We start from the raw sequence: 12,595 nt of genomic DNA, 5'->3' as shown, positions 1-12,595 counted from the left end.
GTGACGGCTTCTTCACTGGCCTCCAAGGCCTGTTGGTGTCGGCCGAGGTCGCCGTATCGTACGGCTAGATTCTGGAGATTTCTTGCGAATTCAGCCTGTGATAAAATTTCGTTTCTATTTTTCTTTCTGAACAATGTGAGCAGACGCCTTAACCAGCCGCGAGCAGGGTTGGGCGTGACCAATTGTACGTGTTTGACGATGCGTTCTTGCCATGCTGCCGCCTGGACTCGCAGAGCATGGGTATCATCTGGTAAAGATGCAACCAGCTCTTGTAACATGGGGAGTGGCAAATCTTCGCGATTGCCCACGGCTTCTATCCAATGAAGAGCACGTGTTTGTTCTTGTGGCGGAGTTCCTCCTGTCGTCGAGGCAAAATCTTGAATTGTTCGGATCAGACTGACGGCCGTTGCGCGTGGGGCGTAATCAAAGGCACTGATCGCAGCCTTCGTGCTTCCGGTTTCATCATGATTTGCCAAATTGCAGAGCACAAACGCTTCTCCGACAATATCAGGTTGGATGGGAGCGATGCCGTTATCTTCTCCTGGAAGTATCTGTTTGATGTGCGTGGTAAGCATCGCCGTATCCACGGAATCAAAAACAAGCTGTTCTTTTTCTTGCTGGATGATGTGTTTGACATGCTCGCTCGCTATACCACCGCATAATGTAGCAAACGCGGCGATATGGCACAGGAACGTGGTTGAGGCGGACTCTTCATGCAGGCCATGAGTGAAGCGTTTTCGCTCGTGTTCAGCAATCTTCATCGCCAAATCCGTGCGTCGTAGACTCAAAATATGGTGCAAACCGCCCTGTTCATGCATGACCATGGCCGCCATCATGAGATAGAGAGGGGCTGCGGTCCAGTCGGTCTTGTGGAGTATAGTTTTGAGGGTGTCATCATCTGCTGGCAACGAAACCGTGCTCCTCAGTCGGTCAAGCATCGCTTGCAGAATGGCGCGTTGGGCGGTGATGTCGTTGAGTCCGGGAAGACGAATGGGGGCGGTGTCGAGGAGAGCGCTTGGTCCGTGTGGCGCAATTCCGATGAATCCCGACGCAAAGACTCGCTCCAGCCAACCGCTGTCTTTATCCGCATGGCGTTCGAGCAAGATAATACGAAGTGGAAAACGGGACGTTCTCACCGTGCAGAGTTGGGCCAGCCACTTCTTCAGTACGTCCGCCATGGTCAAAGCGTAGTCGAACACAAGAAGGGTTGGTGTATTCCATCCCCAATCGACCAAGTTGGTCTGGTTCATGAAGCGGATTGCTTCATCACTGCTGACAAATCCGGCTTTCCACGCAAGCGAAGACTCGTGTCCATTCGTTGGCCATGCGGTTGCGTTCAATCGTCGACACAATTCCAACCCAAAGCGCGTTTTGCCCACCCCAGCCTTGCCATGAAGAACCCGGACTGAGACCGGTTTGTCTGCATGGTGCGTTGTTGCCCAATGCTGAAAACCGTCGATGAGATCATTGCGTCCGATAAACGCGGTTGATTCTTGTCCCGGTTGCAACATTGCCGCCGTGTTGACGTCCTGTTCCAGACTTTGCGGCGATGGTGGTTCGGGGGAAGGGGCATGGACATGCAAGACCGGCTTGGGACCGGACACGCTATTGTTGTCCCCGAAGATTTGAATAATTGTAGCCCCTCCGCCAGCCGTCGCAGTTTGCGTGTGGGAAACGGAAGTCGAGTGATCTGTCATGCGTATGGCCTTGTCTGGGCTTCGGTTCTGTGTTTCCGATTCTTATGACAGAATGCGCGTAGCCTTAGCAACGTGTTTGATGTGTGAAAAAAGCGCATGCTGAAGAGAAGAATAGGGTGGCACGCGATATGCTCCCGTTGTGGAAGTGGCATATTTCTCGTATAGTATACTGTCTATACAAAATGCCATTTTTAAGGAGAACATTATGGATATCAACGCGCTTGTAGAGTGGACGATGCCGTGTCTTGTTGCGGCTCAAACCGGGGCGCTTGATGCGTTGAAAACAAAGCTGAAAGGAGCATCGACAGCTCTCGTCAAAACCGTGTGGGACACGGTTGCCGCTCGTTTCAAGAAGGATGGGGAGTCGGCCGTCAAAGAATTGGAAGGTCTCAAACAGAAACCCGATGATACGCAAGCCCAACAGAGCGTACAAGATCGCCTTGTCTTTCTCTTGAAAGACGCTGCGTTCTTGGCTGAACTTCAACAGCTTTTCGCTGGGCATACTCAAATGATGGATAATTCCATTCACCAAAACGCCACTGCCAACGGTATCAACAACACAATCAATCAAATCGTCGGGAACGGCAATCGCGTTGGCTGAGAGCAAAGTCTTGAGGCTTGGGATGTTCACAGCACCTCAAAGGAACGACGTTTTCCTCGCTGGTGACGGTCGAGGCGCAGTGTCGTTATAGCTTTTCCTTCACTCCCGCCGAAGATACGTCTTCAAATCTTTCATCACCAGAAAAAGACGATAGGGATCAGTTGGGCTTGGGTCGAAGTTGAAGTGTTCGTAAAAGGCTTTTGCTGCGTCATCTTTGGCAACGACAAAGAGGGCGCGTATTCCGGCGATATCTGCGGCTTGGATTGTGCGGAGAAGAGCGTCTTTGAGGAGGCCTTTTCCTAGGCCATGCCTTTGTTCTCGCACATCCACGGCGAGACGGGCCAAGACCATCACCGGGACGAGGTGGCGGGCAAGCCCCTTTGCGACGCGTTCCGGAACCGTGCGGTGTTCCACGCCGCCGACAGCCAAGCTGTAGTAGCCCACCACGAGATCTCCGCGGGTGGCAACATAGGTTTGGGCGCTATGGGCTTGTTGGCTGGCGAGAGCATAGCGTTTCAGATATCGATTGAATTCTTCGTATCCACAGTCAAATGGTCCTGTGTCGTGCGTTTTGCACAACTTTTTGATCGGCGAGAGAGGGGCCGTTACCTTCACTCGAAGACACTCGGTTCGTTGAGGAGCGCTTCAAGACGAGGTTTCGAGGTCGTCGGGGCATCGAGAGCCGTTTGAAATGCTGTCCATTCCGTATCTTTCAATTGAAACAACCGCTGTTCCGTCACAATTTCGGTTGCTTCGGCAAGAGCGACATCTAAAATAAATTCCGTCACCGTCTTGCTTTTGGCGGCGGCGGCCTCCTGCAATAGGCGTTTGACATGCGCCGTCGTGCGAATGTCTATAAGTTCCGACTTGGGTTCGGTTCTCAGAGGCATGGTAATGCTCCTCATAGAGTTCCACGATTCGTGTTGTTTGGTGGACAATGTCCGGACACTAGAAACATAGCCCCCACACGAGAAGAGTCAATGGGCAAGTTGAGATGCTGCAGAATTTTCGTTCGTCTCACTCCGTCGACCTCTATTCACACCCCCTTCACCCGACCGAAGTCCCCCATACCACAGCGTAGGCCGTACTTCTTCCTCCGCCGGGTAATGCTTCGAGCAGTCCCTTGTGGAGCATATCATCGATTTCTCTCCAGGCAGTGGAGCGGGACGTTTTGGTCATTCGCATGTATTTTTTCGTGGTCAGGCCGCCTTCGAATTTGCCGGGTCCGGCGTCGAGGAGGCGGTTGAGGACTTTCTTTTGTCGTTCGTTGAGAATGACCTCGGTGTGGCACTTCCAGAATTTTGCTTTGAGCAAGATGGTGTTCAGCACTTCGCCGGTGGTTTCTATGGCACGTTCCAGACTGCCGAAAAACCAGATGAGCCATTCCGTGCAATCACCGTTTCCTTTTTGCGTACGCTCCAGGATGTCGTAATAGGTATGACGTTCTTTCATGATTTGGGCGGAGAGACTGTAGAAACGCATTCCAGTCTTTTCATCTTGCGCGAGTGCCATATCGGCAAGGCTTCGTGCTAATCGACCATTTCCATCGTCGAAGGGGTGGAGTGTAATAAAATGGAGATGTGCCAGTGCGGCGCGAATGATACCGTCGAGCGTGTTTCGGCTTGTGGTCCACCAGGTGAGGAACTGTCGCATGTCCTCGGGAAGCCCATCTGCTGGAGGAGCCTCATAATGCACACGTTGCTTCCCGAATGGTCCGGAGACGACCGCCATGGGCGTGTTGCGCCACGCCGAAACACGAATGCGTTGAAGGCCGGAATGTGCAGTTGGAAAAAGGGCTGCATGCCAACCGAAAAGCCGCTCTTCTGTGAGTGGATCATCATAATTGCGCGTGGCATCAAGCAACACTTGGACAAGCCCGTCGACCGCTCTGTCTGCTGGGCGTAGTCCGGTGTATGGCAAACCAAGATGGAGGGCAATAGACGAGCGAACGCCTTCTCTGTCCAACGTTTCTCCTTCAATTGCCGCTGTTTGCATGGCGTCTTCCTCAACGGCAAGCGCCGATGCCCGTAAGCCTTCGTCAACATCAAGAGAGGCAATGGTTCCGAGAAATCGACCTTGGATTTTTCGAACGTGTGCCAAAGGCTGCAACAACGTATCAGAATCCCACGTCAATTGCGGCCAATGACGGTGTTGCCAGACATATTGAGGCATATATCCTCCATAATCGCTTCATAATATGAAGCGATTATGGAGTGAAATTGTTTCACATTCAAGAAAAATTGTTTCTTCGCTGGGTTTGCTCTCCAAGTTTTTGTGTTGACAATGATAATCAATTTCAATAAATCCTCCTCAAAAACGGGAGGCAAAAGAGATGCAACCGTCAGCTATAGAGAAGGCTTTGGGAGTCTTGTTGGAACTGCGCCAGCCCACGTTCTTGTGGGGGCCGCCTGGGGTGGGGAAGAGTCAGGTGGTGGCACAGGTCGCGGCTCGTAAGGGGTTGGACCTGGTGGATATTCGCGCCGTCTTACTTGATCCGGTGGATTTGCGTGGCGTGCCGGCATTCAATGAGGCGGGGGAAACCGTGTGGCGGCCGCCGTCGTTTCTCCCCAAGCGCGGGCAGGGCGTGTTGTTTCTCGACGAACTCAACACCGCTCCACCACTTGTTCAAGCGGCCTGCTACCAGCTTATTCTTGATCGTCGCCTCGGGGAGTACATTTTGCCGGATGGGTGGACCGTGATTGCCGCGGGCAATCGTGAATCCGATCGAGCAGTCACGCATCGCATGCCGTCCGCCCTTGCCAACAGAATGGTCCATCTCGACGTGGAACCCGATATTGACGACTGGTTGGTTTGGGCCAAGCATAACGGAGTAGATCCGCGTATCCGTGCGTTTCTGCGTTTTCGTCCGAAGCTGTTGCATGCTTTTGATCCGAAGGCGAATGCAAAGGCGTTTCCGACACCGCGTTCGTGGGCATTTGTTTCTCACATCGTGAGTGTTCCTTCGGATGTGAACATCTTGTCCGCGCTGATTAGCGGCGCGGTCGGGCAGGGGGCCGCCGCCGAGTGCATGGAGTTTTTGCGCATTTGCGATAGCATGCCGACCCCCAACGAAGTGATGGCAAATCCGGAAACGGTTCCTCTTCCCGACGATCCTGCCGTGGTGCTTGCTCTGTGCGAGGCCGTCTCACGGGAAGCCTCCTGCGCGACCATGCCGGATATTGCTCGGTTTGCCTCGCGCTTACCCGTTGAATTCAGTGTGTTGCTGATGCGCGAAGCCGCGTTTGTCGAACCCGACATTGTGGAAACCGAGGCGTTCAAGGGCTGGGCTTGTGCCAATAGCGATGTTCTTGTGTAGCGATGGATACGAACGCACGTATGAAAATGATCAAGGCGAGAAGCGATCTCGTGTTGAATCATCCTTTTTTTGCCAGTTTGGCCCTGCGGCTCACCTTGCGTGAAGACACAACATGTCGGAACGCATGGACCGACGGCAACGTCCTGGCCTACAATCCCGCATATATCAATGCGTTGCCGCTGGAGAAGGTGCGCGGGGTGCAATGCCACGAGGTGTTGCATTGTGCCTGCTTGCATCATTTGCGTCGGGGGGATCGCGATACAACGTTATGGAACAAGGCCTGCGATTATGCCATCAATCCGCTACTGATCGAAGCTGGCGTTGAGTTGCCCAGTGGATTCTTGCACGATGCAGCCTACGAGGGGAAAAGCGCCGATGCCATTTATCGTCATCTCATCACCCGTCACGAAGAAAACAAAGCCGGTGCCACGGACGGAGCCGACGAAGACAAAGAGACAACCCAGGACATCGAGGGTTCCGGGAGTTCGTCCGGAGGGACCACCCAGGACGACGACGCCAGCACGTCCGTTGGGCAAGACAGCGATGCGCACGCGGATTCATCCTCCAGTGCTTCAGGCACGTTCAGCGAAGAAGGTAACGTTGCCCAAGAACATGGTGATGGTTCCGGGCTCATCGGTGAAGTGCGCGATGCCGCTACCAATGACAACGGTGATGGTGATGTCGAGAGTTCCATGGTTGAACAGGACGAAACGTCTTGGCGTGCGGCCCTTGCCCAGGCGGTGAACGCATCCCGTGAAGCCGGTGATCTGCCCGCGGGGCTGGAGCGTCTTGTTGCCGATATCCTCAGCCCGCGGTTGTGCTGGCAGGAATTGTTACGGCAATTTCTGGATGATGCGGCACGCAATGATTTTTCTTGGGTGCGGCCCAACAGACGGTATTTGCATGCGGGATTGTACCTCCCCGGACTGCACAGCCGGGAACTGTCTGAGATCGCTGTTGCCGTGGATGTTTCGGGAAGTATTACACAACCGGACCTTGACGCGTTTGCCGCCGAGCTTTCAGCTATGTTGGAAGCGTTCGAGAGCGAGATGACGGTCTTCACCTGTGATGCGCAGGTGACGTCGCAAGAACGGCTTGGGCGGTGGGACCTTCCTTTAAATTTTCGGGCCAAGGGCGGAGGAGGAACGAGTTTTCGTCCTCCGTTCGATCGGTTGGATCAAGACGGTATTCTCCCTGCCTGTGTGGTGTATTTCACGGATTTGAACAGCCTTGGATTTCCCGAGGAACCGCCGTACCCGGTGTTATGGGTGACAGCGAACAAAGACCACACACCGCCTCCCTTCGGGGAGGTTGTGATCATGGAGTCGAGCCTATGAATATTTCATGGAAAATTATCAAAAAACGCGGCAATTATCGCCCCACCTTGCACTACACCATTACTCTGACGGAACATGAGCGAGAACTGGCCGTTTCGTCTGTGCGGGTGGAAAGTACCATTCCCAAACCCCCGGACACCGGCTGGATGCACTGCTGGCCGGAGCAGAACGAACGAAGCGACTGGGAGCCGAAAGAATATTATTCGCTCATGACGCCATCGCACAAAGTCGGTCAGTATGATGAACGCATCAAACTGCCCTGGCGCGAGAATAATACCTATCCGGAAATTGAGTCGTCGTTTCTCAAGTTACGTATCGCCTTTGAAGAAGCACTCCTCCTGGCATCCGAAAGTTCACCGATAAGCGAACAAGGAATGCTTGAAACAAGCACAAGCACAAAGCGAAATATCGCCTTTGCCGTGGCAGCCTCGCGTGTTTTGCAAGCAGTAAGGCGGTAAGTATTGGGAGGAGAGGTGCCTCCGGCGGCTGGGGAAGGGGAGAAACTTTTTGGAAAAAGTTTCTCCCCTTCCCCAGACCCCATCCCCTCTTCAAAAACTTTAGCGGGGTGCAATATATACAGGAATTTATATGAGGTCATGCACACGACAACGCATGCATCGCTTCAACGCATCGTGACGATATCCCGGAATTCCGCTCAATCCGATTTGTTCGGAGTGAACAGGGCGTATCGGTTTCTTCCCGCATGTTTTGCCTGATAGAGCGCATTATCGGCTTGATCGACAAGATCGTGAGGGGATGGAAGATTGGTCACGTCGGGGCTGCTGATACCGATGCTGACGGTAACGTGTTCAGCAACTTCTGATAGTTGATGAGGAATTTTCAGTTCGCGGATGTCGTCCAGGATTTTTTGCGCGAGAAGAGTTGCTCCCTCTGAGCGTGTTTGAGGAAGGATACAAGCGAACTCTTCGCCGCCGTATCTGGCTGCGAGATCTTCTTGGCGGAGCATTGTTCTTGAAAGAACTTCGGCAATTCTTTTAAGGGCTCCGTCTCCCTTCAAATGGCCGTAGTAGTCGTTGTAGAGTTTGAAGTAGTCGATATCGAGCAACAAGAGGGATAATGGGGTGTGGTGGCGATATGCCCGTTTCCATTCTGCTTCAAGGTATTCATTGAATCGTCTACGATTCGGAATGCCGGTCAGACCATCTAATCCGGCAAGCTTTTCCAGCATGTCGCCACGGCGTTTGAGCTCGATATGGGTGTTGACGCGTGCCATGCCAATAATGGGGCTGAATGGCTTGGTGATGTAATCCACAGCCCCGGCTTGAAATCCCTTGGCTTCATCCTGTTCGTCGCTTTTCCCGGTGATAAATATAACGGGAATATGGCGCGTTGTGGGATTTTCTTTGATGAGCCGGCAGACTTCATACCCGTCCATTCCCGGCATCATGATATCCAAAAGAATAAGGTCCGGTAATGGTGGACGTTCAAGGCGTTTCAACGCTTGCTCGCCGTTGAGCGCAACAACGGTTTTGTACTGGGTGTTCAGCAAGCCGACGATGACATCGATATTGGTCTTTTCGTCATCGACAATGAGTATTTTGGGCCGATGTTCGCGGTCGGGCATGTGGTCTCCATTAATCCTATATCCACAATGAACAGCTTTAATTTAGTCGAGTTTAAGTGCATGCATCACATTGAGCAAGGTTTCCCGTGCCTTCTCAAATTCATATTCGTGCAACAAATTCTTCAATGTCTCGATGTCATGTGACACGTCCGATGCCTGCAGCATGAGGTTGAGTTTTTCAACAATATCGAGTGCAGCGGTGTCCCCTTCGAGAATGAGCATTTCAAGCTCGGTGACGAGGTGTTTCAGCTCCTCTGTATTCGGCGGGACATTCGTTGATGTCTTTTCTTGCGCATCGTGAAGCACGGGGGAAGATTTTTGCGTAAAACGTTCTAAAGCGTTTATGACGCGATGAACTTCCGATGTCCATTCCGCAAGGAGCGCACTGGAATTCGCCGTGCCGGCGTGTAAAACGATTTCCAGAATGATGCTTGCCTCGCGCAGTTTTTCGGCCCCAATAGTCCCGGCAACGCTTTTGAGTGAGTGGACGAGACGGCGAGCGGAGTGAATGTCTCCGCGCATGAGCAGATGGTCTACCGTGTTCGTCACGTTGCGATGCTCGCGCAGGGTGGTGAGGAGAACGCGTTTGTACAGCTCGGTATTGCCATTGACGTTCCTGAGGCCTTGGGCTGTATCCAAACCCTCTATCGAGGGAAAGTGTAGAACATCATCCGATTCCGGTGGTAGGGCAGAGGAGACGGAAAATGTGGCATCGGGTTTGAGCCATCGTACCAAGAGTGCATACAATGCGTACGACGCAATGGGCTTGGAGATGTGATCATTCATACCGGCATCCAAGCATTTCCTGCGATCGGAAGGCATCGCATTGGCTGTCATGGCAATGATGGGAGGGGTGGTATCGCCTAGCCGGTCACGAATTTCCAAAGACGCCGTCAGTCCATCCATAACCGGCATTTGGAGATCCATCAAAATGGCATCGAATGTGCCGTTCGTGGCGTACTCCACCGCTTCATTGCCGTTGCGGGCCGGCGTCACGTTGATGCCGACCTGTTGGAGCAGTTCGCTGGCGACCTCCAGGTTGACGGCATTATCTTCGACAAGCAACACACGGAAGCCGTTCAATACAGAATGAAATTGCTCTATAGGGATATTGGGAAGCATCTCGGGTTCAAGCATGTCGCTTTTTTCAAAGCGGGTGGTGAAAATAAATGTGCTTCCCATGCCCAATGTGCTCTTGACCGTGATTTCGCCATCCATCAATTCAACGAGACTCTTGCTCAGAACGAGCCCGAGGCCTGTGCCACCGTACGCTCGGGAAAACGAGGCATCGGCTTGGTGAAAGGGCTGAAAGAGTTGGGCCCGTTGGTCTTCACTGATGCCGATTCCGGTGTCCTGTATGCAACATCTCAGAGTGACGTGACGCCGTGTTTCCGTTTCTTGCGTCACGATGAGAGAGACGGAGCCTTTCTGTGTGAATTTAACGGCGTTGGAAGCCAAATTGAGCATGACCTGGCGGAGTCTGAAGACATCCCCAGTGAGCCGATCGTGGATGGATTCATCGATAGCAAGATTAAATTCCAGACCTTTCTTTTTGCACTGGGAGGCAATAATTTCACTGGATTGCGTCATGATCTCGCGAAGAGAAAATTTGTGATGTTCCAATTCGAATTGGTATGCTTCGATATGAGAGAAGTCGAGGATATCGTCAATCAAGCGCATGAGAACGCCAGCGGAATTCTCAATCTTCAGCAAGTATTCACGTTGTTTCGCAGATAATTCCGTTTGCAGGGCCAAATGGTTCAAGCCAATGATGGCATTGATAGGCGTGCGAACTTCATGACTCATGTTCGCTAAAAATTCACTTTTGGCCTTGTTGGCGGCCTCGGCGGCCTCTTTGGCTCTATGCAGACGTTTTTCAACGATAATGCGTTCGGTGATATCCCGAGCCACAAACAAAACGGTGTTGTGCGAGACCGGTGAAATCGTCCCTTCAAACCATACATCCTTTCCTTCAAGAGAAAGGCTGTACACCATCTTTTCGATGTGGCGTTTGCTTAAGCTGTTTTGAATAGAATGATGAAAATCATCAGCCTGCTCTGGGGAAAAAACATCATGGACGGTTTTGCCGAGGAGTTCTTTGGGGGGACGGTATAAGAGGTCCTGAGACGTCGGAACAATCTTCAAATATCGTCCATCCTTATCCATCAGCATGATGACATCGTTCATGCTGGCAAAGAGAGCGCGCATTTCGGATTCCGATTCTTCCAAAGCCTGTTGGGTCCGTTTGCGGTCCTCAATTTCTGTCCTGAGGCGTGTATTGGCTTCCGAGAGTTCTTCCGTGCGCTCTTTCACACGCAGCTCAAGGGATTGATTCAGCTCATGAAGATTTTCACGGGAAAGAAGCAGATTTTGCACCATGGAATTGAACGCCTCTTCCAAGACTTTCAGCTCATTTCTCCCCTTGGTTCGGATGTGGACATTGGCTTTTTCCAGATTTTCCATGCTTAAATGTTGCGCAGCCTGCGTAAATTTTGCCAGGGGGCGACTCAATATTTGTCGAAATATCCAAAGAAACAATCCTCCTATGATGATCAGTCGAACAAGTGCGCTGACGATTAAAAGAGATACGCCAAACCGCAGGCGATTCATCACGACGCCCGAGCTGGTGAACAAAGTCACCCGACCAATTTCAAAATCCTGGTTGCCGCGGGTGTAATGCATGGTAAAAGAACGATGAAAGAGGGTGAAAGACGATGAGTTTTTTTGGGATGTCCCGTCTTCCTTCACGTCAAGAACACTCTGGTGGTCCCGAACGGTACCAACTCTGAAAATAACATTTCCGGATGAGTCTTCGATGACCGTACCGACCATGACCGGAAGTTGAGCCGCACCGATCATGATCGATCGGATTTGTGGTGTATTCATCTCCCAGAGAGCCTGACGCAATCCTGGTTTCAGCGTTGTTTCCAGGATTTCCAACTCGTGCAGAATCTCGTTTTTTACATGGATGTATTGTGCAGCAACTTGGGCCGAGGTCATGCCAACCACAAGAATGACGTATGCGGTAAGCACCACAGTCAAAAGTTGTATGGCCAGCGAATGCCGTATCGGGACCAAAGGTGTTGCAGAGTGCTTCATGACGACCGATACTTTTTTTGAGGAGCCTTATGGCTGATACCACAGCTCTTTTCTGTCCAAAGGCGTCTGCGGAGTCAGGAACGGATTCTCCAGGTAAAACGTTGTTCGTTCAGCTATTTTCGCCTTCTGTAATGTGTTCTGAATGTACCAATGCGTGTTGAATAACGTCTCAGATGAGCCATCATTTAAAATAATTTCGAATCCACGGCGTATGCGGTCCGCAAGTTTCGTATTCGTTTTGGAGACAAAGAAATACTCCGGTGCGTAGTAATGGAGAATCAAGGTGGGTTCCACCACGATATCGCGTGTCTTTTCCGCCTCAATTTCGCGCCAGGGTTCACTGACAGCGCGAGGGAAATAATCGAATCGTCCTTTTTCAAGCATGCTGAACAATCCGCGATAATCCGCACTCGTGGTCACATGATAGCCGTTGGCTCGAAGAATTTTTGTGTCCGGCCAATCATGTCCCTGGCCAGCCCAGAGTGCCTTGAGTTCGTCTGCCGTATGTATCGCCGCGAATTTGTCCAGGTCGGAACGCCGGATGATGAAAATCCGATACCCAAAGAGTCCTCGATAAATAGGGATGCGTATGGGTAAAAGCTGTTCTTCACGTTCGCGTGAGGTCATGGTTGCGATAAGCGTGAGTTTCCCGCTGTCGATCAGTTTTATAACTCTGCTTTGCGGGATCTGCTCATCGTGCATGACCTCAATGCGATAAGGGCCGTCGGTCGCTTCGGTCTTATGCAGAATCAAATCCAGAAGCTGAATTTTGTATTCCTTGGTGATGTCGATGCCCTTTTCTCGGAAGGGGCGCATGGTGACGACAAGTGTATCCCCGGAGGCCGCGTGTACACGCACGGGGAAGATAAAGATACACACCAACAGAGTCAGCGCACAAAAAAGACGATGCTGTCTCATGGGTACCCTCATAGTCAGCATTGGACCTTGCATGAGCGTGAA

11 protein-coding genes are annotated in these 12,595 nt (G+C 51.9%); 4 read left to right on the top strand and 7 right to left on the bottom strand.

All coding sequences use genetic code 11. From position 1 onward, the window contains the following. Positions 1 to 1,697 (bottom strand): hypothetical protein (locus G451_RS34755; RefSeq protein WP_034644234.1); only part of this gene is annotated, 1,697 nt, incomplete at its 3' end. A 205-nt stretch (positions 1,698 to 1,902) separates the two neighbouring features. Between G451_RS34755 and G451_RS0126475 the strand changes: the two genes are divergently transcribed. Beyond that, a complete protein-coding gene (locus G451_RS0126475) occupies positions 1,903 to 2,298 on the top strand; it encodes a hypothetical protein (RefSeq protein WP_027186595.1) in 396 nt (131 codons plus the stop codon). A gap of 99 nt (positions 2,299 to 2,397) precedes the next feature. On the opposite strand, the gene G451_RS0126470 is transcribed toward G451_RS0126475, so the two are convergent. The 3 genes from G451_RS0126470 to G451_RS0126460 form a co-directional block, all read right to left on the bottom strand. Next, positions 2,398 to 2,913 (bottom strand): GNAT family N-acetyltransferase, encoded by a 516-nt coding sequence (locus G451_RS0126470; RefSeq protein WP_027186594.1) that lies wholly within the window; start codon positions 2,911 to 2,913, stop codon positions 2,398 to 2,400. Then, positions 2,910 to 3,188, bottom strand: coding sequence for a type II toxin-antitoxin system TacA family antitoxin (locus G451_RS0126465; RefSeq protein WP_027186593.1), 279 nt, complete (start codon positions 3,186 to 3,188; stop codon positions 2,910 to 2,912). Before G451_RS0126465 ends, G451_RS0126470 begins: the two co-directional genes overlap by 4 nt. A gap of 157 nt (positions 3,189 to 3,345) precedes the next feature. Then, positions 3,346 to 4,470, bottom strand: a complete 1,125-nt coding sequence (locus G451_RS0126460; RefSeq protein WP_027186592.1) for a Fic family protein — start codon at positions 4,468 to 4,470, stop codon at positions 3,346 to 3,348. A 160-nt stretch (positions 4,471 to 4,630) separates the two neighbouring features. Here G451_RS0126460 and G451_RS0126455 point away from each other — a divergent pair, with 160 nt between their 5' ends. The 3 genes from G451_RS0126455 to G451_RS0126445 are packed head-to-tail and all read left to right on the top strand — an operon-like array spanning position 4,631 to position 7,409. Beyond that, entirely contained in the window at positions 4,631 to 5,614 is a 984-nt protein-coding gene (locus G451_RS0126455) for an AAA family ATPase (RefSeq protein ID WP_027186591.1), read from the top strand. A gap of 20 nt (positions 5,615 to 5,634) precedes the next feature. After that, complete coding sequence (locus G451_RS0126450; protein WP_051261949.1) at positions 5,635 to 6,951, top strand: vWA domain-containing protein; 1,317 nt, start codon at positions 5,635 to 5,637, stop codon at positions 6,949 to 6,951. Next, positions 6,948 to 7,409: a hypothetical protein gene (locus tag G451_RS0126445; protein WP_027186589.1), complete on the top strand. Its 462-nt coding sequence runs from the start codon at positions 6,948 to 6,950 to the stop codon at positions 7,407 to 7,409. Before G451_RS0126450 ends, G451_RS0126445 begins: the two co-directional genes overlap by 4 nt. 197 nt (positions 7,410 to 7,606) lie before the next feature. Here G451_RS0126445 and G451_RS0126440 read toward each other — a convergent pair whose 3' ends face one another. From G451_RS0126440 to G451_RS0126430, 3 genes are read right to left on the bottom strand one after another with little or no spacing between them, the layout of a single operon-like run. Continuing rightward, positions 7,607 to 8,536 (bottom strand): response regulator, encoded by a 930-nt coding sequence (locus G451_RS0126440; RefSeq protein ID WP_027186588.1) that lies wholly within the window; start codon positions 8,534 to 8,536, stop codon positions 7,607 to 7,609. A 42-nt stretch (positions 8,537 to 8,578) separates the two neighbouring features. After that, positions 8,579 to 11,635: a hybrid sensor histidine kinase/response regulator gene (locus tag G451_RS33485; protein ID WP_027186587.1), complete on the bottom strand. Its 3,057-nt coding sequence runs from the start codon at positions 11,633 to 11,635 to the stop codon at positions 8,579 to 8,581. Between the two features lie 27 nt (positions 11,636 to 11,662). Beyond that, complete coding sequence (locus G451_RS0126430; RefSeq protein WP_051261948.1) at positions 11,663 to 12,553, bottom strand: type 2 periplasmic-binding domain-containing protein; 891 nt, start codon at positions 12,551 to 12,553, stop codon at positions 11,663 to 11,665. Positions 12,554 to 12,595 lie beyond the last annotated feature (42 nt).

The sequence above is a fragment of the Desulfovibrio inopinatus DSM 10711 genome (genome assembly GCF_000429305.1).
In the GTDB taxonomy this organism is placed as follows: Bacteria; Desulfobacterota; Desulfovibrionia; order Desulfovibrionales; family Desulfovibrionaceae; genus Alteridesulfovibrio; species Alteridesulfovibrio inopinatus.
Note: the sequence above shows the minus strand (reverse complement) of the source record. Positions and strands in the feature narration are given on the sequence as shown.